The following is a 26,855-nucleotide window of genomic DNA, read 5'->3' as shown; positions in this document are numbered from 1 at the left end:
TGCTGTCCTTTTTATTATTTTAATATTATAAAATTTTCTTAATACACCTAGGAGGTGAAAATTATTAGTAAAAACAAAGATTTCATGATGAATGAGGAAATAAGACACATAGAAATAAGAGTTATAGGCGCTGATGGTTCTGCATTAGGTATTTTGAATACTAAAGATGCCTTAAAGCAAGCAGAGGAAAAAGACATGGATTTAGTTATGATGTCCCCTACTGCAAAGCCACCAGTATGTAGAATAATGGACTTTGGTAAGTTTATCTACGAACAACAGAAAAAAGAAAAAGAAGCCAAGAAGAAGCAAAAAGTTGTAAATCTTAAGGAAATACGACTAAATGCAACAATAGAAGACCATGATATTGCAATCAAGGCTAGTAATGCTAAAAGATTTTTGTTGGATGAAGATAAGGTGAAAATAACCATTAGATTCAAAGGAAGACAAATTGAAAATACAAAAGTGGGATATAAGATACTAAGCTCTTTTGTAGAAAAAATCGGTGATGTTTATATTGTTGAGAAAGCAGCTAGGCAAGAAGGTCGAAATATGATAATGATTTTAGCTCCTAAAAGAGCATAACCGAGAGGAGGAATTTTATTATGCCTAAAATGAAGACACATAGAGGCGCAGCAAAAAGATTTAAGAAGACAGGTACAGGAAAGTTAAAAAGAGCGAAAGCTTTTAAAAGTCATCTGTTAACACACAAAAGCTCAAAGACAAAAAGAAACCTTAGAAAAACTGCGTTTGTTTCAACAACTCAATTGAAAGCAATGAGAAAATTGTTACCATACTTATAAGTGAATGGTGATTAGGAGGAATATTAAATGGCAAGAATAAAGAGGGCAGTTAACGCTCGTAAAAACCATAAAAAAGTATTAAAACTTGCAAAAGGATACTATGGTGGAAAAAGCAAGTTGTTTAAAACAGCTAATGAATCAGTAATAAGAGCATTAAGAAATGCTTATATTGGAAGAAGATTAAAGAAGAGAGATTTTAGAAAACTTTGGATTGCTAGAATCAATGCTGCTTCAAGACTTAGTGACCTTTCATATTCAAGATTTATGAATGGAATGAAACTTGCAGGCATAGAAATTAACAGAAAAATGCTTTCTGAAATAGCTATAAATGATCCAAAAGCTTTTGCTGAATTAGTAGAAGTTGCAAAAAAACAATTACAAGCTTAAAAACTATTTATTAAAAATGTAGCCTTTAAGGCTACATTTTTTATTGCATTATTCACAAAATATTATAAATAATATAATTAGCAATAAAAAATGTTAAGTGCTATAATATAGTAATATTACATTAATGGCAAAATTTAGAGGTGATTAATTTGGAATCAAGTATTAAGGCTGTTAAAAGGAAATACATATATACTCCTGTTCAGATACTTGCATTAGGTTTTGCTATAGTAATATTCGTAGGTGCAATATTGCTTAGTCTACCTATAGCTTCTCAGAGTGGTAAAATTACGCCCTTTATAGATTGTATATTTACATCTACTTCTGCTGTCTGTGTTACAGGACTAGTAACTTTAGATACAGGAACATACTGGACATATTTTGGAAAAACGGTGATAATGTTACTTATAGAAATCGGTGGACTGGGGTTTATGTCTATTACCACACTAGTTTTTTTGATTTTAGGTAAACGGATAACATTAAAGGGAAGATTAATAATGCAGGAAGCTATGAATGTTAATTCACTACAAGGGTTAGTTAAAATGGCTAAATATATATTGATATTTACATTTTCTGTTGAGGCAGTAGGTGCAGTATTATTCTCAACACAATTTATTCCTCAATTTGGATTAGCCAAAGGAATTTATTATAGCATATTCCATGCGGTTTCTGCTTTTTGTAATGCTGGGTTTGACCTGATGGGAAACTTTAGTAGTGTTACTGCTTATGCAAATAATTCTGTAATAATATTGACAATTTCAGCACTAATTGTAATAGGTGGTTTAGGATTTTATGTTTGGGCAGAAGTATATAGTTCCAAGGGGCTTAAAAAGTTGTCCTTACATTCTAAAGTAGTTATTTATACCACCCTAGTGTTAGTTGTTGGAGGGGCAATACTTATGTATATTTTTGAGATGAATAATCCTTACACTATGCAAGGAATGTCTTTTAAAGGCAAATTTTTATCTTCTATTTTTGCATCAGTTTCTCCAAGAACGGCTGGGTTTAATTCTATTCCCTTAGACAAAATGACTATGGCAGGCAAGTTTTTAACAATAATTTTAATGTTTATTGGTGGATCTCCTGGTTCAACAGCTGGTGGAATAAAAACAACCACTGCAGTTTTGCTTTTTATGACGGTAGTGTCTGTTGTTCGCGGTCGTGACGATACTGAAATATCTAAAAAACGCATAAGTAAGGATATTGTATATAAAGCCGTTGTAATAACTATTCTTTCCTTACTGCTTGTTATAACAGTTACCATGATATTATCTATTACTGAGCAGCAGGATATTCCTTTTGAATACTTTTTATATGAGGCTACTTCAGCATTTGCTACAGTTGGGTTAACCTTAGGGTTAACTACAAAATTAACATTTGTAGGTAAGATAGTAATAAGTCTTACCATGTATGCAGGGAGAGTTGGATTGCTTACTATAATATTGGCATTAGCTAAAACTAAAAATTCTAAATCTGGAACTATAAAATATCCAGAGGGGAAAATTTTAATTGGATAGGGGTGGGGTTAATGAGTAAAAGACAGTTTATTGTTATAGGACTTGGAAGATTTGGAACATCCGTTGCTGAGACCTTATATTCACTAGGGAATGATGTATTAGCAGTTGATTTTGATGAAGATGTAGTTCAGAATATTTCAGATAAAGTGACTCATGCAGTTCAAGTTGATGCAAATGATGAAAATAGCTTAAGAGCTCTTGGTATTCGTAATTTTGATTGTGCAGTTATTAGTATAGGTACTAATATCCAATCTAGTATTTTAGCAACACTCTTAGTTAAGGAACTAGGCGTAAAATATGTAGTTACAAAAGCAACTAATGCACTGCATGCTAAAGTATTATATAAAATAGGTGCAAATAGAGTAGTTTTTCCAGAACGAGATATGGGTGTACGTGTTGCTCATAATTTAGTCTCATCAAATATATTAGACTACATAGAATTATCTCCTGATTATAGTATAGCAGAAGTTGTTAGTCCGGAAGAGTGGCATAATAAGACCGTAAGAGAATTGAATATAAGAGCTCGATACGGTATAAATGTAATGGCTATTAAAAGAAATAATGACATTGATGTTTCTCCGCTGCCGGATACTGTAATTGAACAAGGTGATATTATTGTGGCAATAGGTAGTATTGAAGAATTAAATAAATTAGAAAGTCTAGTTAAATAAGGGGTATTGAGTTTGGAAAATATTCAAAGTAAAGATAATTTATTGATTAAAGATATTAAAAAGTTAAAAGAAAAAAAATATAGAATAAGCAGTAATATGTTTTTAGTTGAGGGTTTTAGATTTGCAGAGGAAGCAATAGATTCCGATTTCGAAGTGGTAAATATTTTTATAAGTTCAAGAGGAGAGCTAAAATATGAAGACTCTTCTTTGAAAAACAAGCTACAAAGCAATACTAAAGTTTATAGCATTAGCGACAGTTTGTTTAAAAGTATTTGCGATACGGAGAATCCACAAGGTATTATGGCTGTTGTTCGCAATAAGCCTGTAGAAATTAAATACCACCATGGGTTCTATATTCTAGCTGATAAAATTCAAGATCCTGGTAATATGGGAACTATAATTAGAACAGCTCATGCGGCGGGAGCATTAGGGGTTATAATTACAAAAGGTACAGTAGATATTTATAATGAGAAAACTTTAAGAGCAACCATGGGTTCTATTTTTAAAATACCTGTTCTTTATGATAATGATTTATCATTGGTGCAAAAACTTAGGAATAGTGGATTTAAATTAGTTGCTAGTTCGCTGGACACTGATAAAAACTTTTATGAGGTAGATTTAAAAGAAAAAGTTATTATATCGGTTGGAAATGAAGGTAATGGAATAAGCACCGAAGTTTATGACCTATGTGATTTGAAAATTAAAATTCCTATGCCTGGTGGTGCAGAATCTTTAAATGTAGCAGTGGCTGCATCAATTATGATGTATGAAGTGGTAAGGCAAAAAAATAATGTAGGATTTTTGAATTTGTAGTTGAATTTTTTTGTAATTGTGGTTATAATGTTTTGTATACTTTTAAATAATAATAAACTATGACGGAGAAAGTAAATATAAGAATACTTACAGGGATAAGAAGCCTTAGACTGAGAGCTTCTACAGGAAATTCTTATATCGAAGTTCACTCCAGAGTTCTAACAGCGAAATAAAGTAGCTGCTTAGCGGGTAGAATCGATAACTTTATCTAAGAGGACTTTTATTTAAGTCAATTAGGGTGGTACCGCGGATTTTCCGTCCCTTCATTGTGGACGGTTTTTTTTGTTTTATAAAAAAATGTTAAATGTAAAAATTACATAAATATGAAAGGAGTGTTGATTATGAAGGAAAAATTAGAAGCCATAAAAGCAGCAGCAATGCAAGAACTAAAAGAAACAAATATTAAAACAGATTTAGAAAATATTAGAGTTAAATATTTAGGTAAAAAAGGTGAATTAACACAAATATTAAGGGGCATGGGAAAGCTATCAAATGAAGAAAGGCCAATTGTTGGTAAAATAGCAAATGAAGTTCGAGAAGACATAGAAATACTTATAACTAAAACCTCAGATTTATTTAAAAAACATGAAGTGGAAACAAAGCTAAAAAGTGAAATTATAGATATATCATTGCCAGGAAAAAAACAAGTAGTAGGGAAAAGACATCCATTAGATTTAACGCTTGAAAAAGTTAATGATATATTTTTATCTATGGGATTCGCTATTGAGGAGGGTCCTGAAGTTGAGCGAGATTATTATAATTTCGAGGCTTTAAACATACCTAAAAATCATCCAGCAAGAGGTGAGCAAGATACCTTTTATATAAATGATAGTATAGTTTTAAGAACTCAAACCTCGCCAGTACAAATAAGAACTATGGAAATTCAGAAACCACCTATAAAGATGATTTCACCTGGCAAAGTTTATAGATCAGACGCAGTAGATGCTACTCATTCACCAATATTTTATCAAATTGAAGGATTGGTAGTAGATAAGGGTATTACTTTTGCCGATTTAAAAGGAACCTTAGAGCTATTTACCAAAAAGATGTTTGGCGATAAAATGGAAATGAAGTTTAGACCACATCATTTTCCGTTTACAGAACCTTCAGCTGAGATGGATGCTACTTGTTTTGTGTGTAATGGTAAAGGCTGCAAGGTTTGTAGTGGTAGTGGCTGGATAGAACTTTTAGGTTGTGGAATGGTTCATCCAGACGTTTTAAGAAATTGTGGAATTGATCCAGAAGTTTATAGTGGATTTGCTTTCGGATTTGGTCTTGATAGAATTACAATGTTAAAATACGGAATAGATGATATTAGAGCACTTTATGAAAGTGATATGAGATTTTTAAAACAATTCTAAGTATAAAGTTATAATTACTGCATACAAGAAGCTAAACTATTGACAAGTGTTTACTAAAATACAATGGTAGGAGGATATAAAATGAAAGTACCAGTTAAATGGCTTAAAGATTATGTTGATATAAATATTTCAGCAAAGGAACTTTCCGATAAACTAACTATGTCTGGTTCAAAAGTAGAAGAGATTATTATATCAGGCGCTGAAATTGAAAATGTTGTTACAGGTAAAATAATAGAAATAGTAAAACACCCAGATGCTGACGCATTAGTTATATGTCAAGTAAATATAGGATTAGACCTTCCAACACAAATTGTTACAGCGGCTACTAATATGAAAGAGCAGGATATTGTACCGGTAGCACTTCATGGATCAAGTTTGCATGGAGGATTAAAAATAAAAAAAGGTAAGCTTCGTGGTATAGTTTCAAATGGTATGTTCTGTTCTGAGGAAGAACTGGGAATTGCTGGGGATGAACCTGTTCATGGGTTAATGATACTTCCAGGGGATACTCCTATTGGAAAAGATATAAAAGAAGTTTTAAAGCTTCAAAGTGTATTAATAGACTTTGAAATAACTTCAAATAGACCAGATTGCTTAAGTATTCTAGGCATAGCTAGAGAAACAGCTGCGACTTTAGGTATAGAATATAGAAAGCCAGCCCTTGATTATAAAGCTACCGCAGCTGAGAATGTGGAAGATATTTATAAGGTTAATATTAAAGATGAACTTTGCAGAAGGTACATGTTAAAAGGTATAAAAAATGTTAAAATAGAGCCTTCTCCACAATGGATGCAAGAAAGACTTTTAGAAGCTGAAATTAGACCGATAAATAACATAGTGGATATTACAAACTTTGTTATGGTAGAGCTTGGTCAACCTATGCATGCTTTTGATGCTAGGCAAATTACTACTAATAATATAGTAATTGAAAGAGCTAATTCTAACGAAAAGTTTATTACCTTGGACGAAGTAGAAAGAGAATTGGATGAAAGCATTTTAAATATAAAAGATGGAGATAGAGCTATAGGTCTTGCAGGTATAATGGGAGGTTTAAATTCCGAAATTAAAGGAGATAGCACAAGCATAATATTTGAGAGTGCGAACTTTGATGGAGTAAATATTAGACTTGCTTCTAAAAAATTATCACTAAGAACTGATGCATCTTCAAAATTTGAAAAAGATTTAGATCCTAATATGGTCCAAATGGCTATGGATAGGGCTTGTAATTTAATACAAGAATTAGGTGCGGGTGAAATAATGGAAGGATGTATAGATGTATATCCGAAAATTCTAAAACCTCATACTTTAGAAGTGGATGCAACTTGGATTAATAGTTTTTTAGGAACTGATATATCGAGGCGTGATATGAAAACATATTTGGATAGATTAGAACTAGCTACAGAAGTAAAAGGTGATTATTTAATTATAAAAGTGCCTACAAATAGAGCTGATATTAATATCAGAGAAGACATCGCCGAAGAAATAGCTAGAATATATGGTTATGACAATATACCATCTACGTTGCCGAATTGTGCCACTTCAAAAAGTGGAAAAAGTGAAAAGCAAAAATTAGAAGATAAAGTAGTGCTTTCTTTAACTTCCAGTGCGCTTAATCAATCTATAAGCTATTCTTTTGTAAGTCCTAAAATTTTCAATAAAATTTTAGTGCCAGAAGATAGTAAGCTTAGAAACGTGGTTACTATAAAAAATCCTCTAGGAGAAGATTATAGTATAATGAGAACTACAACCATAGCATCTATGATGGAATGTTTAGGTCGTAATTACTCGAGAAATAATGAAGAAGCTAGATTGTTTGAAATAGGAAAAGTGTATATACCAAATGAGGATTCAGATAAGCTTCCGGAAGAAAGAAACATATTAACTATAGGAATGTATGGGAATGTTGATTATTTGGATTTAAAAGGTGTAGTGGAAAATGTAATAGACAGTTTGGGATTAAAAAATATCTCATTTAAAAGAGAAAGTGAGAATCCAACTTATCACCCTGGAAAAACTTCAAATTTATATATAAAGAGAGAACTTGTAGGCGTAGTTGGAGAAATCCATCCTAGTGTTTCAGAGAACTACGAAGTGGAACAAAGGTGCTATATAGCAGAATTAAACTTAGATATACTATATAAATATGCTGACTTAAATAAGAAATATAATGCACTACCAAAATTTCCTGCTGTAACAAGAGATATTGCACTTATAGTTGATGAGGAAGTTCTAGTTCAAGACATTGAAGATATAATTGTAAAGCAAGGTGGAAATATTTTGGAAAGTACTAAGTTATTTGATGTGTATAAGGGCAAGCAAATAGCTGAAGGTAAAAAAAGTATAGCTTATGCTATAATATATAGACGTGTTGATAAGACTTTAACAGATGAAGAAGTAAACAAGGTGCACGAAAAAATATTAAGAACTCTAGAACATAAATTAGGTGCGCAGCTTAGATAATAATTTTAGATTAAGACCCTCTTAGAAATAAGGGGGTTTTATCATTGGTTGGGATATTGAAGAAATATTCTGTGAATTAATTTGAAAATATTGGTTTTATTAAAGGATATATTGTGGTACAATGAATATAACTAATCTGTCTAAGAGGGTGTTTTAGATGAACGTTGTAACAATAAAAATAAACGGCAATGAATATAATTTAAAAGGTGACGAAAGAGAAGAATATTTACATATGGTAGCTAGTTATGTAGATAAGAAAATAAAGAGCATAATGGGTAACAATGAAAAGCTTAGCACTTCCTCAGCAGCAATTTTAACTGCTTTAAATTTAGGCGATGATATGTTTAAAAGTCATTCACTTTGCAAGGAACTTTCAAATAAAAACGAATATTTAGAAAAACACGATAAAGAATCTATTGCACAATTAGAAGATTTTAAAAAACAATTAAATCATATGGAAGCATATAATCAAGAATTGTACAATAAATTTAAAAATATAGAAAATGGTGAGTATGTAAAAACCTTAGAGCAAGAAAATATAAGGATTGGGCAAGAATTACAAGTAATGAAAGAGTCTACGAAGGTTTGCATTGAAGAAAATAGAAAGATAAAAGTGGAAAACAAGGACATGAGATTTAAGCTCCAATCTTCTAAGTACAAAATAATTGATTTGCAAAACAAATTGATAGAATACCAAATTAATTTAGCTAAACAAAGAAAAATTAGTAATCCGCTTTTAACTAGGGACAAAGAGTAAATTAATTTCATATAATACAATTAAATTATCGCCGAAAGGCGATTTTTTTATGCGGTGATATACACGAATATACAAGATGTAAACAAATAAAAAGCTTATAAAAACTGTGCGAAAACTCACAAAACATCTATAATTCAAAGGGAAAGGGTGCTTTGTGATGCGAAAAATTTATAAATGTTTAAAATAGATATTGCATATTTATGCAATATAATGTATTCTTATAGAGGTAATATATATACAAGGGGGAATAACATATGAAGAATATTAATAGTAAAAAAATAATTAGTATGATAGTAACAATTTTAATAGCCTTTAGTTTATCTGCGTGCTCACAAGGAAAACAATCAGCTGGAGTTTCCAAGATAGATAGCATTAAAGAAAAAGGTAAAATAGTAATTGGTACAAGTGCAGATTATCCACCCTATGAATTTCATAAATCAATCCAGGGCAAGGATACAATTGTGGGTTTTGATATAGAAATAGCAAAAGAAGTAGCAAAGGATTTAGGAGTAAAGCTTGAAATAAAGGATATGAAGTTTGATGGCCTGCTTGCTGCCTTAGAAACAGGAAACATAGATTTTGTTGCAGCAGGTATGACGCCTACAGAAGAGAGAAAAAAGAATGTAGATTTCTCTAAGATCTATTATACAGCAATTCAATGTGTTGTTATAAGAAGTGAAGATGCTGGCAGCGTTAAATCTTTAGGAGATTTAAAAAGTAAAAAAGTAGGAGTTCAAAAGGGAGCAGTGCAAGAACAATTAGCAAAGGAGCAACTTACAACTTCTGAGATAAAACCACTTGGGAAAGTATCAGACCTTATACTGTCTTTAAATACTAAAAAAGTAGATGCTGTAATAGTTGAGCTACCTGTTGCAAAAGCATACGTGAATCAAAATTCTTCTCTAACATTGTCAAAAGTACAGCTTAAAACAAAAGAAGAGGGCTCAGCAGTAGCAGTAAAAAAAGGTAATGAAGACTTAGTAGATTCAATAAATACTACTATTACTAAATTAATTAAAGATAAAACTATTGATAAATTAGTTGAAGATGCTAATAAAGGTGCAGAATATTAAAAAAATTATATGAATTATAGGAGAAGAGGATTATATGGATTTTTCGTTTTTAAGTGAATACTACATGTTTTTTATAAATGGTGCTAAATTTACGTTGGTAATTGCATTTTTTTCTGTGTTACTCGGAGTTATAGGTGGGACTATTTTTGCACTAATGAAAATATCTAAAACTGTGATTTTAAACATGATCGCATCCACATATATTGAGATTATTCGCGGAACACCAGTTTTAGTGCAGTTATATATAATTTTTTATGGCTTGCCTTATGTTGGTGTAGAATTACCAGATATGGTAGCGGGTATTATTGCTCTTTCTATAAATAGTTCTGCTTATGTAGCAGAAATTATTCGTGGAGGAATAAATTCTATTGATAAGGGACAAATGGAAGCGGCTAGGTCACTGGGCATGTCTTATAATATGGCCATGGTAAATATTATAATTCCGCAAGCCGTTAAGACTATAATACCAGTGCTAGGAAATGAATTTATAGTAATTATTAAGGAATCTTCTATAGTTTCCATAATAGGAATTCATGAGTTATCTTATAATGCAGATACTGTAAGAGGAAATATATTTAAGCCTTTTGAGCCATTGCTAATTTCAGCTTTTATGTATTTTGTTATGACATTTACACTTTCTAAATTCATGAAGCGTGTGGAAGCGAGGTTGAAAATCAGTGATTAAAGTTTGTAACTTAAAGAAAGATTTTGGAAAATTGCAAGTGCTTAAGGGTATTGATATTCATGTTAAAAAAGGAGAAGTTGTTGTAGTTATTGGTCCAAGCGGTTCAGGTAAAAGCACTTTTTTAAGATGCTTGAATTTACTTGAACAGCCAACTTCTGGTGAAATATATTTTCAAGAGGTTTCGATAATAAGTAAACATAATAATATTGATATCCAAAGGCAGAAGATGGGTATGGTTTTTCAAGGATTTAACCTTTTTCCCCATATGACAATACTAGATAACATAGCTTTTTCACCTATTAAGGTTAAAAAACTTTCAAAACAAAGTGCAGAAAAATTAGCTTTTGAACTGCTTGAAAAAGTTGGACTGGAAGATAAGGCGAGTAGTTACCCAGCTCAATTATCAGGAGGGCAAAAACAAAGAATAGCAATTGTTAGAGCTCTTGCTATGAAGCCAGATGTAATGCTATTTGATGAGCCAACATCTTCTCTAGATCCTGAAATGGTAGGAGAAGTGCTTGAGGTTATGAAGAGTCTCGCTGTGGAGGGTATGACTATGATAGTTGTAACTCATGAAATGGGATTTGCGAAAGAAGTGGGAAGTAGGGTGCTATTTATGGACAATGGATATATTGTTGAAGATGGAACTCCTGAGGAAGTTTTTAATAATCCAACAAATCAGCGGACAAAAGAGTTTTTAGCAAAAATTTTATAGTTTTAAAGCTTCATATATTAAAGGGAACTAGAGATAGTTCTCTTTTTTTAATTATATAGGAAACAGCTTGCGGAAACCGCTGTGGATAACATTCTAACTAAAAGATAGGTAGAAAAATTTAGAAAAATATGAGATGATTAAGCTATGAAAAAAAATAAAATTACTATAAAAAAAATATTTGAAGACAATTACGAAGAGTTTTGGAAAAAGAATAAAGAGAAGTACCCTGAAAAAATGAGAGAACATATGCACATGGAAGTTATGAAAATGATAGGATGCGGGGATATTGCATTAGGTTTCGTGGCATATATATGTTTAAAATGTTTGGAAGTATTTAAAATAGGATTTACATGTAAAAGTAGATTTTGCAGTAAATGTGGTAAAAAATATATAAATGAATGGGTAGAGAAACAAGTTAGTAAAGTTTTAGATGTACCACATAGACATTGTGTATTTACAATACCCGCTGAGTACAGGAAATATTTTTTTTGGAATAGAGAGAGTCTGAAAGACCTGCAAGACATGGTGAATGAGGTTATAAATGAGTTTGCAAATGGTGTAAACTATAAAAATAGAGAAGAATATCAAAAGAAGAAAAGGAGCAAAAAAGGAGGGGTACTTTGGCAAAGTGGAATGATTGGAGTAGTGCATACATTTGGAAGGAACATAGGGTTTAACCCACATGTGCATGCATTGGTTCCAGAAATAAAAACAAGGGGTAATGAAGTTAAGGATATGGAATTCTTCGACTATGAGTATTTTAGAAAGGTATGGCAGTACAAATTAATAAATTATATGATTAGTAAAAACCCAAAGAAAAAAGCAGAGTACTTAAAAATGTTCAAAGATTATCCTAATGGTTTTTATATAAATGCCAAATCAAGAATGAAAAGTGCAAGAGGTGCAGCAAGATATATAGGTAGATACTTAGCAAGACCTGCGATAGCAGAATATAGAATACTTAGCTATGATGGGGAAAATGTAACGTTTTGGTATAAGAGCCATGAAACTAATGAGAGAGTAGAAGAAACAGTTACAGCACAAGTGTTTATAGGCAAGCTATTAATGCATATCTCACCTAAATATTTTAAGATGGTTAGATTATACGGAGTATATGCTGGAAGTATAAGTATAAAGATTAGAAAATGTTTTGGCTTATTGCAATACATAAAAAGTGGTCTTAAAGCAATTCAGTGCACACTAAAAATAAATTGGAAAAAGGAAATAAGAAAAATGAAGTATAGAGAATTAATGATTATTAATTTTTCTAAAGATCCTGGAAAATGTTCAAAATGCGGTCAGCTAATGGAGTTATTCCAAATTTGGCACAGAAAGTATGGGTATATTTATGATATGGGAACATATTAAAAAGATTTTTAAAATTAAAATGAATGAAAAGAAGATACCATTTGATATAGGGAAACCCGATAAAATGATACTTTTTAAATGTAAGAAGTGTGGGTATGAAGAAGAAGTACCTGAATTTGTTGCGTTTGAATGTTATACACCTGAGGAATTTGACAAGAAGAGTGGTAGCCCTATTGTTATGTGTATAAAATGTGATTCGGATATGATAATTAAGAGGTGATGCTACACTATTTAATGGAGCATCACTTTAATACTCGACCGTAGGGAGATTTTGTTCTTTTTATTATATAAAGTAAGATCCTGTAGAATTCAATATATGCTATTGGACAGACTTCTATATGATTTAACCTTGAAGATTATAATTTATTACTTATAGCCACTTAATCTATATTGTAGTATTATAGATTTGTAACTATTCATTGGATTATAAAGACAATTAATATTACAGCACCAAAGGTAAAATCATTATTTGACAGGAGAGAGGATATGAAAAAGCAATCGTTTATAAATATGAAAAAGTTCCAAAAGGTATTAAGTGTATTCCTAATAATATTATTTCTAAACCCGATTTATGCAAAAGTACTAGCTCAACCTACAGTACTAGAAGAAGGTAAAAAAGTATTAGAAACGAATTATGTAAATGCAGTATCAGATTACGTATTAGATGCACCAGATTTAACTGAAATGGTGAAGAGACTTAATGATCCATATTCTGATTACTTTGCAAAGAAGGAGTATTCTGAGTTTGTAGGGAGCATAAACAATACATTTAGTGGAATAGGTGTTGGAATTGATATGCTGCCACAAGGAATAAGAGTGTCTAGGGTTATTGAGAATTCTCCAGCAATAGAGGCGGGACTTAAAGTGGGAGATATTATAGTACAAGCAGATAACAACAATTTAGTCGGAATTCCATCTGCTGAGGAAGCAATAAAATATATAAAGGGTGAAACCGGTACTTATGTGAAGTTAGTAGTGCAAAGAGATGGCACAGCACTAAATTTTAACATTCAGCGTAGAGAAATAAAGTCACCAACTGTAAGCAGTGGAATGCTACCAGGTAAGGTAGCATATATATCTATTGTGTCTTTTGGACAAGATACTGGTGATTTGTTTTCAGCGGCTGTAAATAAAATGAGCGACCTGGGAGCCAGCAGTTACATTATAGACCTGAGGTATAATGGAGGTGGCTATATGGGCACAGCGCTAGATATAGCAGGTCATTTTATTGGGGGTGCGCCCGCAATTATTATAGAGGATAAACTTGGAGGCAAATATAAATACAAAGCTAAAGGTCATGGAAAACTAATAGAAAAGCCTGTTATTTTTTTAATAAATCAATATTCGGCTAGTGCATCAGAAATATTAGCAGCTGCTGTTAAGGATTATGACAAGGCTGTTTTTATAGGCACAACAACTTATGGAAAAGGAGTTGCTCAACAAATGTTTCCGTTGTCTGATGGTAGCGTCCTTAAGCTTACTGTGGAAAAGTTTTACTCACCTTATGGAAATATAATTCATAAGACTGGAGTATCTCCAGATTTTGAAGTAAAGGATGAAAAGGTCGACTCTTTGAAGGTAGCAAATTTACTACTAAGTAGTACGACTGTACCAGAAGACAAAAGCGGATATATGAGAATTGATATTGATAGCAAAAAGTTTTATATTGATCTTAAAATGGCTAGAAGTGAGGAATATTGGACTGCGTTCACGTACATACTAAGTAAGAATTCACTAAATAATAATTACCTGGGAACTATTGCAGGTTGGGAAAAAATTACGAGTGAACAGTCAAGTAATAAAATTCTCTCTGGTTTTTCAAATTATAAAATATTAAGTGACTTAAAAAAGGACATAAATGTAGATAAACATTTTACCATTAATTTTAATATGCCTATAGAGGTTGATAGTATAAAGTCACAAGGAATTGAGCTTATGGATGAGATTACAGGAAAAAGAATTCCAATAAAATTGGATATTAATAATAATACAGTAATAGTAACGCCTAATGAACAATTAAAAAAAGGACAAACATATTATCTAGTAGTCAATGATAGTGTACGGGATATAAGTGGAAAAAAAATCAAAAGAGGTATTGTAATTAAATATATAGTACCCTAAAACAGAATTTTTTTAAAAAAAGAGTATAAGATTTAAAACTTTAACAAACAAAACATATAAGGCTGAGGAGATATTCCAGAAAGACTCACAATTTTAAAAGAAATTGTGAGTCTTTTTTTTATTAGTCAATTTTGCTAAACCCTATGCCAGGATAGATGTTATAAGGCTTTATTGATAGGTAGTTAAAAAAATGAAATTTAATAAGCGAATTTGTAATAAAATGGATTCTAATTGCAAATTTATTATTTATACAATATTATGACTAATTTTTGTATAAATAACTAATATTTTGTAAAAAAATATAAAAAAACAATAAGAAATATAAGTCGAACAAAAAATATTGCCATTTTATAGCAAAGATACTATAATTTATTTAAATTAGAAAACCATAACATTAAATTAATTGTAACCCATATAATTATATGGGTAGAAAAATTTCAGCGGTATATAAGCATCCTTCTGAAGTCCTTAATTAAGGTACTTTAGTATATTTTAATGATTTGCCTTAAGTTATATTTTTAATATGTTTTATTTCCAAAAAAGTTCACGTAAAAGATAATAAATATATTGGAAAAAAATATTAGAAATAGACTTGCAAATATAAAGGGGTTATATTAAAACCTCAAAAGCATTTATAAAATAAAAGGGGGAAAAAACATTGAAAAGAAAAGTTGCTGGATTTTTAAGTTTAGCCATGTCAATGACTCTATTATTTTCGGCTTGTGGTAAAAGCAGTTCTGCAGGAGCGGGAAAGGATCTAAAAGCATCAGAAGTTTTAGCTGCTGTAAATCCAGAAAAAGTACCACCCACAGCAAGAGACAGAAAAGATACTCTAATTATTGGCTTTGCAGCACCAGAAGGGAAATTCAATCCAATATATGCAAGTACAGTAGATGATAGTTATGTTACTGAGATGGTGTTTGATGGGTTAATGTCAAATGATGTTCAAGGAAATCCTATAGGAAAAGTAGCTAAGAAATGGGAGATTTCAAAGGATAGTAAAACCTATACTTTCCATTTAAACAAGGACATTAAATTTAGTAATGGAGAAAAATTAACGGCGAAAGATGTTGAATTTACTTTTACATCTATTTGTGACCCAAAGTATGATGGCTCAAGGTCAGACTCTGTAGACAAATTAGTTGGATATAAAGAGTATCATAAGGGAGAGGCTAAAACTGTTGAAGGTATAAAGGTTATAGACGATTATACAATTTCCTTCACTGAAACTGAAGTAAAAGCTCCAGCACTTAGTTCAGATTTTGGAACAGGAATTATGTGCAAGAGCTACTACAACTTTGAAAAAGGTGATATTAAAAAAATAAAAGATTTGTTCTTAAAGCCTATGGGATGTGGTCCATATGTTTTTAAAAATTATAAGGCAGGACAAGAAGCTAACTTTGAAAAAAATCCAAGCTATTGGGATGGCGTAGCTAAGATTAACAAGGTAATCTTAAAGGTTACTACTGCCCAAACTAATATTCAAGGGTTATCTGCTGGTGAAGTAGATATGGATAGAATTCCAGCTGCACCAGAAAACATTCAAATGCTTCAAAGTAAAGGATTTATAAATATGCAACTTTATCCTGAAAATGGATTTGGGTTTATAGGTTTAAACCTTAAAAATGAAAAATTCAAAGATAAGAAAGTACGTCAAGCACTTACTTATGGACTTAATAGAAAAGGATTTATAGATGCTAGATATAAGGGCTATGCTGATGTGTGTAATGTTCCTATGTCAAGAGTTTCTTGGGCATATACTGAGGATATAAACAAATATGAATATAACCCTGAAAAAGCAAATCAATTATTAGAAGCTGCGGGATGGCTTAAAAAAGATGACGGTTTTAGATATAAGGATGGTAAAAAGTTTGAAATTCATTGGATGACTTTTCAAGGAAGTAAATACGTTGAAATGTTAATTCCAATAGTAAAAGACAATTGGAAGGCTATAGGAATAGATGTTATTCCTGAATTAATGGAATTCAACACTTTGAGTACAAAGGTTTTTGATGAACAAAAATTTGAAATGTATAATATGTCATGGAGTTTAAGTATTGATCCTGACCCATCAGCAATATTCGCTTCTAAACAGGCAGAACTAGGTGGATATAATGCTGGAAGTTGGATAAATGCAGAAAGTGACAAATTGATGAATGAAGCTCTTAAAACTACAGACTTGAAAGAAAGAAAAAAATTATATGGAGAATGGCTAAAAATTGTTAATGAAGAGCTCCCATACATTTTTATGGATCAAAGTAAAGAAATGTGGGCTGTAAGTTCAAGAATTAAAGGTATGGATGTATCTCCATATATTAGGTTTACTTATCAAATTGCAAAGGCAGAATTAATTGAACCTAAAGCTAAATAGGTAAAAAAATTATTAATATATTTTCTATGCTTGGTTAAATCCAAGCATAGTTTATAAAGGGGGATTATCATGAGGCAGTATATAACCAGAAGATTGCTGCAAATGATACCTGTTTTAATAGGGGTATCTATAGTAATATTTTTCATATTGCAGTTGGCACCGGGTGATGCATTAACAGGGAAAATGGATGGACATTTAACACCAGAAAGAAAACAAGAATTAAGACACCAAATGGGACTAGATCTACCAGTGTACAAGCAATATCTTAGGTGGGCAGGTGGAATGCTCCATGGTGATTTGGGCGAATCTACCACCTTTAAACAACCAGTAGGAAAAGTTATGAACACATATATTTGGAATACCTTTTATCTATCTATACTCTCATTAATATTAAGTGTATTAATTTCAATTCCAATTGGAGTAATTTCTGCTACTAAACAGTATTCTAAGTTTGATGGATTTTTCACCATATTTGCCCTGATAGGCATTTCAATGCCCTCCTTCTTTTTTGGAATGCTTCTTATCAAAGTCTTTGCGGTGGATTTATTAGTGTTACCAGTTTCGGGTATGAGCACAGCCGGAAGTACCGCAGTAGGTATAACCCATGCCCTAGATATAGCTCGTCATATGATACTGCCACTAATTGTGCTTACCTTAGGGAGTGTTGCAGGGCTTATGAGATACACAAGATCTAGTATGCTAGAGGTAATAAGGCAGGATTACATAAGGACTGCTAGAGCTAAAGGCCTTAAGGAAAAAGTTGTTATATATAAACATGCTCTTAAAAATGGGATGATTCCTGTTATTACACTACTTGGATTTTGGCTTCCAGCATTATTTTCTGGAGCATTTATTACAGAAAGCATTTTTGGCTGGCCAGGCATAGGACCTATAGATATCGGTGCAGTAAGTGGACGGGATTATCCACTGATGATGGGGATAAATATCTTATTTGCAATATTAACTTTGTTTGGAAATTTAATTGCAGATGTTACGTATGCCGTAGTGGATCCGAGAATAAGGCTTAAATAGGAGGTGTCAAAATGCAACTAGAATTGAAACCAGAAGTTAAACAATTAAAAAAAGAAGAAATCTTGAGCCCTTGGAAGATAATAAGGAAAAGATTAAAGAAAAATAAACTAGCCATGTTTGGAATGTATATACTGGCTTTTATGATACTTATGTCTTTCATTGGACCGTTAATATCACCTTATAAAATGGAAAGCATAGATTTATTTAATGTATCAGCCAACCCATCTTTCAAACATTTATTGGGTACGGATGATGTTGGAAGAGATGTTTTAGTAAGAGTAATGTATGGGGGTAGAATCTCTCTTTCTGTAGGAATACTTGCTGTGTTTGTTGAAGTGCTAATTGGAAGTGTATTAGGCGGAATAGCAGGCTTTTATGGTGGGATAGTGGATGGGATAATAATGAGAATAGTTGATATATTTTTATGTTTTCCAGGACTTCCACTACTTATAATGCTGGCAGCAGTAATGTCAGATTTAAAAGTTCCCCCAGAGTATAGGATGTACGTAGTTATGTTTATTATAGGATTCATTGGATGGCCGGGTCTTTGTCGTATTGTTCGTGGCCAAATATTATCCCTTAGGGAACAGGAATTTATGCAGGCGGCAGAAGCTTTAGGCCTTAAGGATAGGCGAAAAATATTTAGTCATCTATTACCCAATACCTTTGCGTCTATTATAGTTTCAGCTACGTTGGGTATAGGTGGTGCAATTTTAACAGAATCAACATTGAGTTTTCTAGGACTTGGGGTTACGCCACCAACACCATCTTGGGGTCAAATGGTTCAAGCAGTTAATAACTCATATATATTACAATTTAAACCTTGGATTTGGGCGCCTCCTGGTATATGCATTTTCTTAACAGTAATGGGCATAAATTTATTTGGAGATGGACTTCGGGATGCCATCGATCCAAAACTAAAAGTTTAGGAGGCATATAATGAGTAATAATTTAGTTGAAATAAAAAATCTGAAAACTTATTTTTATACAGAAGATGGTATTGTAAAAGCCGTTGACGATGTTAGTTTTAATATTAAGAAAGGTGAAATAATAGGAGTTGTTGGAGAATCAGGTTGTGGTAAAAGCGTTACAGCAATGTCTATAATGAGGTTAGTTTCTTCTCCACCAGGGAAAATAGTTGGGGGCGAAATTATATTTGAAGATAAAAAGATATTAGAACTCAAAGATGATGAAATGAGGGCAATTAGGGGCAATGACATAGCGGTAATATTTCAAGAACCTATGACCTCCTTAAATCCTATATTTACTATAGGATATCAAATAGAAGAAGTAATTCTGCTTCATCAAAAGTTGAATAAGATACAAGCTAAGAAAAAGGCAATAGAAATGTTAAAGCTAGTTGGAGTACCAAGAGCAGAAGAAATAGTTGAGTGCTATCCCCATGAGCTTAGCGGAGGTATGCGCCAAAGGGCAATGATTGCAATGGCAGTGTCTTGTAATCCAAAACTTTTAATAGCAGATGAGCCAACAACTGCATTAGATGTAACAATTCAAGCACAAATACTTGATATTATGAAGGATTTAAAGAAAAAACTTAATACTTCAATAATGCTCATTACTCACGACCTTGGAGTAATAGCTGAAATGGCAGAATATGTAGTGGTTATGTATGCTGGTAAGGTTATTGAGGAAGCACCTGTAATTGAGTTATTTAAGAATCCCATGCATCCATATACTGAAGGATTAATGAAATCTAAACCTTCACTGAATGAAGATGTGGATAGATTATATTCAATACCTGGACAAGTTCCAAACCCAATTAATATGCCAGAAGAATGTTATTTTTGTGCAAGGTGTTCGAAAACTATGGATATTTGTAGAAAGCAGCAACCACCTATTAAAGAGATAACACCAGGACATAAGGTAGCTTGTTTTTTATATGAGGAGGGGAAGTAAGTGGGCGAGGCAATAGTTAGAGTAGAAAATTTAAAAACATATTTTCCTATTCGAGGTGGAATACTTCAAAAGACTGTGGGTTTTGTTAAAGCTGTAGATGGAGTATCTCTATATATAAATAAAGGAGAAACCTTGGGCCTGGTTGGGGAATCTGGCTGTGGTAAAACTACAGTTGGCAGAACTATGTTAAGACTTCTAAATAAAACAGAAGGGGATGTATATTTTAAAGATAAAAATGTATTTGAACTTTCAAAAAAAGATTTAAGAAATATAAGACCTAAGATGCAAATAATTTTCCAAGACCCATATAGTTCTCTTAATCCAAGACTTACTATAGGGCAAATAGTTGGAGAAGCACTAATAGATCATGCAATATTACCTAAGAGTGAAATCACTGGTAGAGTTCAAGAGGTACTAGAAATTTGTGGCCTTGCGCCTTATCATATAAGAAGGTATCCCCATGAATTTTCAGGTGGCCAAAGGCAGAGGATAGGAATAGCAAGAGCTCTTATATTAAATCCTGAATTTATAGTTGCAGATGAACCTGTATCTGCACTAGATGTGTCTATTCAATCTCAAATAGTAAATTTAATGTGTGATCTTCAAGAAAAAATGGGATTTTCATATTTGTTTATTTCACACGATTTAAGTGTAGTAAAACATATTAGTAACAGAATAGGGGTTATGTACCTAGGTTCTTTGGTGGAACTCGCACCAAAAAATGAATTGTACAATAATCCGCTTCATCCATACACAAAGGCATTATTATCTGCTGTACCATTGCCTGATCCAACATTAAAGAGAGAAAGAATTATACTGAAGGGTGATATACCAAGCCCCGCAAATCCACCATCAGGCTGCAAATTTCATACCCGCTGCTCTTATGCTATGAAAAAATGTAGTGAAGAATGCCCACAATATAAAAATGTAGGGGGAGAACACTTTGTGGCTTGTCATTTACTGTAAGATTCAACAAGGGGGATAAATGTATGACAAAGGGAACAGAAATAGAAAGGATAAAAGCTGATGATTTACGATGTAATGATTTGGAGAAAAATCAAGCTGTAGGTTGGAGGGACATTGTAGCCATTGTTATAGCACAATTTCAGATATTGATGCCTATAATGCTTGTGGCTGCATTAGTTATGAGTCTATTGTTATTTATTATAATGAAAGTATGGATTCGAAATTAATAATAGGTAACTTTGAATCCATAAAAAACTCTAGATTTTAAAGGAATAGACCCCAGTAGTAGTGTAAATTTGCCTTCTGCAAATTTACACTATCACTGGGGTGTTTATTTGGTTATAATTAAAGTATAAAGTTATAACATGAAAAGGGTGGTACTTATATGAATATATTAACAATAGAAGAAATGAGTAAAAGTTATAGTGAGAGAGTACTCATTAATAAGGTGTCACTTGGTATAAGTGATGGTGATAAAATTGGATTAATCGGAGTAAATGGTACGGGGAAATCCACATTTTTAAAAATAATAGCTGGATTTGAAGTTCCGGACGCTGGAAGAATTTTAAAGGGAAATAAGATGAATATAGAATATTTACCTCAAAATCCTGAATTTGACCCAGAGGCTACAGTGCTTGAGCAAATTTTTAAAAGTGAAACTGATGTTATGAAGGTTATACGGGAATATGAAGTAGTTATAGAGAAAATGGAGGAAAATCCAGAAGATGAGTCCGTTCAAAATGCTTTAATGAACCTTAACACTAAGATGGATGCATGTAATGGATGGGAAGTTCAAAATGATGCAAAAATTATACTTACGAAACTTGGAATAACTGATTTCAAGCAGCACATTGGTGAGCTTTCAGGTGGACAAAGAAAAAGAGTGGCTTTATGTAGTGCTCTAATTACTCCCTCAGATTTACTAATATTGGATGAACCTACAAATCATATGGATAATGAAATAATAGATTGGCTTGAGAAATTTTTAAATAGTAGAAAAGGTGCATTACTCATGATTACCCATGATAGGTATTTTTTAGATAGAATTACAAATAAAATAATTGAATTAGATAAAGGTAATCTATATAGCTATCAGGGGAATTATAGTGTGTTTTTGGAAAAGAAAGTTGAAAGAATGGCTTTAATGGATTCAGTAGAGAGAAAAAGAGAGAGTTTATTTAAAAAGGAACTAGCTTGGATAAGGCGTGGAGCAAAAGCTAGAACTACTAAGCAAAAGGCTAGAATAGACCGATTTGATGAGCTTCGCGATGGAAAAGTTGAGGTAACAAACGAAAAGTTAGAATTATCCTCGGCATCTACTAGACTTGGTAAAAAAATTATGAATGTAGAACATATTTATAAAGCATTTGGTGAGAAGAAATTAATTAGTGATTTTAGCCATATTTTCACTAGGAGAGATAAAGTAGGTATTATAGGGCCTAATGGTATGGGGAAATCTACGCTTATGAATATTTTAAGTGGAATATTAAGTCCGGATTCAGGGGTCGTCGAATGGGGCGAAACATTGAAAATTGGTTTCTTCCATCAAGAAAATGGTGAGATGAATGAGAAACTGCGTGCTATAGAGTACATTCGCGAAGGGGCAGAATATATAACTACAGGCGATGGAGAACAAATTACAGCTTCTCAAATGCTTGAGAGATTTTTATTTGATGGAACTACAAAGCATTCTTTTATTTCAAGTTTATCTGGTGGGGAAAAAAGAAGATTATACTTATTAAGAATTCTTATGGAAGCTCCAAATGTACTGTTCCTAGATGAGCCTACTAATGACTTTGATATTCAAACCCTAGCAGTACTTGAAGATTATTTAGATGGATTTAATGGTGTGGTTATAACTGTATCTCATGATAGATACTTTTTAGATAGAGTTTCTGATAAAATATTCAGCTTTGAGGGAAATGAAAAGATAATTCAATTTGTAGGCAATTATTCTGAGTATAAAGAATATATAGAAAAAAATCCAAATTTAATAGACGAAGATAAGGAAGACCCCAAAAGTGTAAGTGTAGGGGCGGAAAGCAGTAAAACTGAGGAAATTAAAGAAAACAAGCTTTTGAAGTTTACTTTTAAGCAGCAGAAGGAATTTGATGAAATTGATGCTAGAATTGAAGAAAAAGAAAAGCAGCTAGAAGAAGTTAATAAAAAAATCAATGCTGGAAGTAGTGATTTTGAATTTTTGCAGAAACTAGTTGAGCAGCAAAAGAATATAGAAGGTGAAATTGAACACTACATTACAAGATGGACATATCTAAATGAATTAGATGAGGAAATAGAGGCGCAGAAAAACAACTAAAAGTTATTAAGAAGGTAAAACTTATGGAGAAAAATAGAGATATAAAAATATCAGTGCGCAATTTAGTAGAGTTTGTAATGCGTGCAGGGGATTTAGATATGAGGTTTATGGGCAGCAGTCGAGCTGTAGAGGGTACTAAAGCACACCAGAAAATTCAGAAGGAAAATAGAGAGAAATATTCTGTATTTCTTGGAGAAGAATATTCCTCTGAAGTAAGCTTAAAGCATATTGTACCATACAATGGTGGCAATATTATAATTGATGGGCGTGCTGATGGTATTCTAATAAAAGATAATGAGGTCACTATAGATGAGATCAAAACAGTTACTAAAGATTTAGAATTGCTCCATGAGGATTACAATAGTCTTCATTGGGCTCAAGCAAAGTGCTATGCATATATATATGGGATTCAAAATAACCGTAAGGATATGTATGTGCAATTAACATATTATGAAATAGATAGTGAAAAAATCAAGAGATTTATTAAAGCTTTTTCAATTAAAGAACTCCAAGAATTCTTTAATGAAATTATTTCCAGCTATTTTATATGGGCAAATATTACTAGTGATTGGAATAAGGCAAGAGATAGTAGCATAAAAGATTTGAAATTTCCTTTTGATAATTACAGGGAAGGTCAGAGGGAATTGGCTGTTTCTGTATATAAGACAGTGGTAGAACACAAGAAAATGTTTTTGCAAGCCCCAACTGGAGTAGGTAAAACTATATCTACTCTGTTTCCAGCGGTTAAAGCCATGGGAGAAGGATACACTTCAAAAATTTTTTACTTAACAGCCAAAACTATAACAAGGCAAGTTGCCCAGGATGCCTTTCATAAAATGAAAGATAATGGACTTAAATTCAAGACTATTACAATAACAGCAAAGGATAAGATATGTTTTAGTAAGGGTAGTGCCTGTAATCCTGAGCAATGTAAATTTGCAAAAGGGCATTTTGACAGAGTTAATGAGGCTCTACAGGACATTCTAGAGAATGAAAATACATTTAGTAGAGAAGTAATTGAGATTTATTCAAATAAATATAATATTTGTCCCTTTGAATTTTCATTGGATCTAACAATATGGTCTGATTGTGTTATATGCGATTATAATTATGTGTTTGACCCTAGAGTTTACCTAAAGAGATTTTTTATGGACAATAATGGAGATTATACTATTTTGGTTGATGAAGCTCATAATCTAGTGGATAGAGCTCGCGAAATGTTTTCCTGCGAGTTTCATAAAAAGCCACTTCTAGAGTTAAAAAAAGAAATAAAAGGTCGCCAGGATAACTTATATAAAGTTTTGAACAAGTTAAATGCACTTATGCTTAGTATGAAAAAAATGTGCAATGAAGATGGATATTATAAACAAAATTCTCAGCCTGAGGATATATATAATCTTCTTAATAAACTTACTAAAATACTAGAAATATGGCTGACAAAAAATGAAAAGTCCGAAGTGTATGATAAATTTTTGGATTTGTATTTTAATTCCTTGAGCTTTATTCGCATATCTGAACTTTATGATGATAAGTATATAACCTATGTAGAGTGTACAGAAGATGATGTAGTGTTAAAGATGTTTTGCCTCGATCCATCCAAGCTTTTAAGAGAAGCATCAAAAAGAGGAAAATCAGTGGTATTTTTCTCTGCAACCCTGCTACCTTTATTATACTTTAAAGAAATTTTGGGTGGAGAAAAGGAAGATTACCATCTAACTTTAGATTCTCCATTCAATAAAAAAAACATTAAAGTAATGATAGCTAAGGATATTTCTACTAAATATAAATATAGAGAAAATAGTTACTCCAAAATAGTAGAATACATACATGCTGTAATAAATGCTAAGAATGGTAATTACATGGTGTTCTTTCCTTCTTATAAGTATATGGAGGTCGTTAGTGATATATTTGTTCTAAAATATCCACAAATTAAAGTAAGGACTCAAACTAATTTTATGACTGAAGATGCAAGAGAAGCTTTTCTCCAAAATTTTACTAATGTGGACTCTGAAAATATTTTAGGCTTTGGAGTTTTAGGTGGTATATTTTCGGAAGGAATCGATTTAAAAGGTGACAGGCTGATTGGTGTAATAGTAATTGGGGTAGGACTCCCTATGATTTGCTTTGAAAAAGAAATTATCGTGGAATACTATGATAAAAAAAGCAAGTGCGGTTATGAATATTCGTATATGTACCCAGGAATGAATAAAGTACTACAGGCAGCAGGAAGGGTAATTAGAACGGAGGAGGATAGAGGTACGGTCCTTTTAATAGATGATAGATTTCTAGAGCAAAGGTATAGACGACTATTTCCGAAGCAATGGGATGATTTTATCAGAATAAATAGTAGTGAAGATGCAAGAAAAAAGGTTTGTGAATTTTGGGAATAAATTAAAAAGAACTTGAGCAAATGCTCAAGTTCTTTTTATATAAACAATTAAAATTTATTAAGTACATGGGGGGTATAAGGAAAAGGAAACTAAATATTTATAACTGCTACAAATATATCTACATCAATATAAGATATTTACAACTACGAATACGATAATATTTTTTTGTTTGTTAGTTTAAATATTAGAACAAATAATCACCATCATTGTTAAATATAAAAAATAAGTAGTTTCCATTTATCTTTTGTTTGTGGGGGATTTTAATCTTTGTAGGTTTATATCGAAATAAGTTTTATCTTTAGTGCTTACTATTGTTGTTATTCGACTTATTTCCTATTTTAAGAATAGCATGATTAACACAAATAGTCAATAGAATTTTTAAAAAGTTAATATGATAAAGACTAAAAATAAAAAATGAAAACATATTCGACAAAAAGTATAAAATATGTAATTAAATAAAAATCATTACAAAATTTTATGAACTTTTCAGGGATATTTTTTACAGAAAATTAATAATGATTTAAGTGTTATAGTGATAAAATGAAAGTAAGAATAAGAAGGGTAGTAACAATTGTGAATTGTTAATTACTCCAGAGGATAATAGGAGGAATAGTATAAATGTCTGTTAACTTTGCTAGAGAATTTTATGGCTGGGATAGGTTTTCAAAAATAATCTTATTTATAGGAGTATTTTTGTTTGTAACTGGGTATGCATGGATTTTAGGAACAGCAATTATTATCTATTCAATTTGGAGGAGCAAATCAATTAAAGTACATGGTAGAAATAATAAAAAATTTGTTTTTGAAACCACAAAAAGAAGTTTTAATTATAAAATGGATAATTTCAAGAAAAGCATGAACTTAATTAATATTAAGAAAGATATGGAAATGCTTAATGCTAAAATCAAGAAATATAAACCTATAGAAAGATTAAAAGAAAGAAGAAAATATATAGTTACCATTTGTCCTAAATGTGGGCAAAAATTAAGACTTCCAAAGGGGAAGGGTAAAATTATTGTAACTTGTTCTAAGTGTTGTAGCGAGTTTAGACTAAAAACATAAAAAAATAAACGAGATATCCCAATAAAGGAAATCTCGTTTGTTTTTTTAAAGACCCATAGCCTATTCAAGCTATGG

General features: G+C 31.8%; 24 protein-coding genes and 2 other annotated features (1 of these 26 only partly in view). All 24 genes read left to right on the top strand.

The window, feature by feature from the left end; genetic code table 11:
- Window positions 1–20 (top strand) — a sequence feature (ribosomal protein L20 leader region) (it extends 91 nt beyond the left edge of the window).
- A gap of 34 nt (window positions 21–54) precedes the next feature.
- The 24 genes from infC to G9F71_RS18975 all read left to right on the top strand — a co-directional run bounded on the left by infC (window position 55) and on the right by G9F71_RS18975 (window position 26,780).
- Window positions 55–582, top strand: a complete 528-nt coding sequence (infC, locus tag G9F71_RS19090; protein ID WP_125004332.1) for a translation initiation factor IF-3 — start codon at window positions 55–57, stop codon at window positions 580–582.
- 20 nt (window positions 583–602) lie between these two features.
- A complete protein-coding gene (gene rpmI, locus G9F71_RS19085; protein WP_125004334.1) occupies window positions 603–800 on the top strand; it encodes a 50S ribosomal protein L35 in 198 nt (65 codons plus the stop codon).
- 27 nt (window positions 801–827) lie between these two features.
- Window positions 828–1,187 (top strand): 50S ribosomal protein L20, encoded by a 360-nt coding sequence (rplT, locus tag G9F71_RS19080; RefSeq protein WP_125004336.1) that lies wholly within the window; start codon window positions 828–830, stop codon window positions 1,185–1,187.
- 149 nt (window positions 1,188–1,336) lie between these two features.
- Window positions 1,337–2,701 carry a TrkH family potassium uptake protein gene (locus G9F71_RS19075; protein WP_224626496.1) on the top strand — a complete coding sequence of 455 codons (1,365 nt, stop codon included), beginning with the start codon at window positions 1,337–1,339 and terminating at the stop codon, window positions 2,699–2,701.
- An 11-nt stretch (window positions 2,702–2,712) separates the two neighbouring features.
- Entirely contained in the window at window positions 2,713–3,372 is a 660-nt protein-coding gene (locus G9F71_RS19070; RefSeq protein WP_125004338.1) for a potassium channel family protein, read from the top strand.
- A gap of 12 nt (window positions 3,373–3,384) precedes the next feature.
- Entirely contained in the window at window positions 3,385–4,185 is an 801-nt protein-coding gene (locus G9F71_RS19065; protein ID WP_164950464.1) for a TrmH family RNA methyltransferase, read from the top strand.
- A 50-nt stretch (window positions 4,186–4,235) separates the two neighbouring features.
- Window positions 4,236–4,451 (top strand) — a binding site (T-box leader).
- A 75-nt stretch (window positions 4,452–4,526) separates the two neighbouring features.
- Complete coding sequence (gene pheS, locus G9F71_RS19060; protein WP_164950463.1) at window positions 4,527–5,546, top strand: phenylalanine--tRNA ligase subunit alpha; 1,020 nt, start codon at window positions 4,527–4,529, stop codon at window positions 5,544–5,546.
- A gap of 81 nt (window positions 5,547–5,627) precedes the next feature.
- Window positions 5,628–8,006, top strand: coding sequence for a phenylalanine--tRNA ligase subunit beta (pheT, locus tag G9F71_RS19055; protein WP_164950462.1), 2,379 nt, complete (start codon window positions 5,628–5,630; stop codon window positions 8,004–8,006).
- A gap of 157 nt (window positions 8,007–8,163) precedes the next feature.
- Window positions 8,164–8,763 (top strand): cell division protein ZapA, encoded by a 600-nt coding sequence (locus G9F71_RS19050; protein ID WP_164950461.1) that lies wholly within the window; start codon window positions 8,164–8,166, stop codon window positions 8,761–8,763.
- 254 nt (window positions 8,764–9,017) lie between these two features.
- Window positions 9,018–9,836 carry an ABC transporter substrate-binding protein gene (locus tag G9F71_RS19045; protein WP_164950460.1) on the top strand — a complete coding sequence of 273 codons (819 nt, stop codon included), beginning with the start codon at window positions 9,018–9,020 and terminating at the stop codon, window positions 9,834–9,836.
- Window positions 9,837–9,870: 34 nt separating this feature from the next.
- Window positions 9,871–10,521, top strand: coding sequence for an amino acid ABC transporter permease (locus G9F71_RS19040; RefSeq protein WP_164950459.1), 651 nt, complete (start codon window positions 9,871–9,873; stop codon window positions 10,519–10,521).
- Window positions 10,514–11,236 (top strand): amino acid ABC transporter ATP-binding protein, encoded by a 723-nt coding sequence (locus tag G9F71_RS19035; RefSeq protein ID WP_164950458.1) that lies wholly within the window; start codon window positions 10,514–10,516, stop codon window positions 11,234–11,236. The genes G9F71_RS19040 and G9F71_RS19035 overlap by 8 nt, the downstream gene beginning before the upstream one ends.
- Window positions 11,237–11,380: 144 nt before the next feature.
- A complete protein-coding gene (locus G9F71_RS19030) occupies window positions 11,381–12,604 on the top strand; it encodes a transposase (protein WP_164952556.1) in 1,224 nt (407 codons plus the stop codon).
- 19 nt (window positions 12,605–12,623) lie between these two features.
- Window positions 12,624–12,824 carry a hypothetical protein gene (locus G9F71_RS19025; RefSeq protein ID WP_164952555.1) on the top strand — a complete coding sequence of 67 codons (201 nt, stop codon included), beginning with the start codon at window positions 12,624–12,626 and terminating at the stop codon, window positions 12,822–12,824.
- Between the two features lie 266 nt (window positions 12,825–13,090).
- Window positions 13,091–14,725 carry a S41 family peptidase gene (locus G9F71_RS19020; RefSeq protein WP_164951837.1) on the top strand — a complete coding sequence of 545 codons (1,635 nt, stop codon included), beginning with the start codon at window positions 13,091–13,093 and terminating at the stop codon, window positions 14,723–14,725.
- 658 nt (window positions 14,726–15,383) lie between these two features.
- Window positions 15,384–17,096: an ABC transporter substrate-binding protein gene (locus G9F71_RS19015; protein WP_224626493.1), complete on the top strand. Its 1,713-nt coding sequence runs from the start codon at window positions 15,384–15,386 to the stop codon at window positions 17,094–17,096.
- A gap of 69 nt (window positions 17,097–17,165) precedes the next feature.
- Entirely contained in the window at window positions 17,166–18,128 is a 963-nt protein-coding gene (locus tag G9F71_RS19010) for an ABC transporter permease (RefSeq protein WP_164946520.1), read from the top strand.
- 11 nt (window positions 18,129–18,139) lie between these two features.
- On the top strand, window positions 18,140–19,057 hold the full coding sequence (opp4C, locus tag G9F71_RS19005; RefSeq protein ID WP_164951838.1) for an oligopeptide ABC transporter permease: 918 nt from the start codon (window positions 18,140–18,142) through the stop codon (window positions 19,055–19,057).
- A gap of 10 nt (window positions 19,058–19,067) precedes the next feature.
- Window positions 19,068–20,045 carry an ABC transporter ATP-binding protein gene (locus G9F71_RS19000; RefSeq protein ID WP_164951839.1) on the top strand — a complete coding sequence of 326 codons (978 nt, stop codon included), beginning with the start codon at window positions 19,068–19,070 and terminating at the stop codon, window positions 20,043–20,045.
- Window positions 20,046–21,011 (top strand): ABC transporter ATP-binding protein, encoded by a 966-nt coding sequence (locus tag G9F71_RS18995; RefSeq protein ID WP_164951840.1) that lies wholly within the window; start codon window positions 20,046–20,048, stop codon window positions 21,009–21,011.
- Window positions 21,012–21,034: 23 nt separating this feature from the next.
- Entirely contained in the window at window positions 21,035–21,238 is a 204-nt protein-coding gene (locus G9F71_RS18990; protein WP_164946517.1) for a hypothetical protein, read from the top strand.
- Between the two features lie 158 nt (window positions 21,239–21,396).
- Window positions 21,397–23,328, top strand: coding sequence for an ABC-F family ATP-binding cassette domain-containing protein (locus G9F71_RS18985; RefSeq protein ID WP_164951841.1), 1,932 nt, complete (start codon window positions 21,397–21,399; stop codon window positions 23,326–23,328).
- A 23-nt stretch (window positions 23,329–23,351) separates the two neighbouring features.
- Window positions 23,352–25,718: an ATP-dependent DNA helicase gene (locus G9F71_RS18980; protein ID WP_164951842.1), complete on the top strand. Its 2,367-nt coding sequence runs from the start codon at window positions 23,352–23,354 to the stop codon at window positions 25,716–25,718.
- Between the two features lie 618 nt (window positions 25,719–26,336).
- Window positions 26,337–26,780, top strand: a complete 444-nt coding sequence (locus G9F71_RS18975; protein WP_164951843.1) for a hypothetical protein — start codon at window positions 26,337–26,339, stop codon at window positions 26,778–26,780.
- Window positions 26,781–26,855 lie beyond the last annotated feature (75 nt).

The organism is Clostridium sp. FP2, from assembly GCF_011065955.2.
GTDB lineage: Bacteria > Bacillota > Clostridia > Clostridiales > Clostridiaceae > Clostridium_AD > Clostridium_AD tagluense.
Note: the sequence above shows the minus strand (reverse complement) of the source record. Positions and strands in the feature narration are given on the sequence as shown.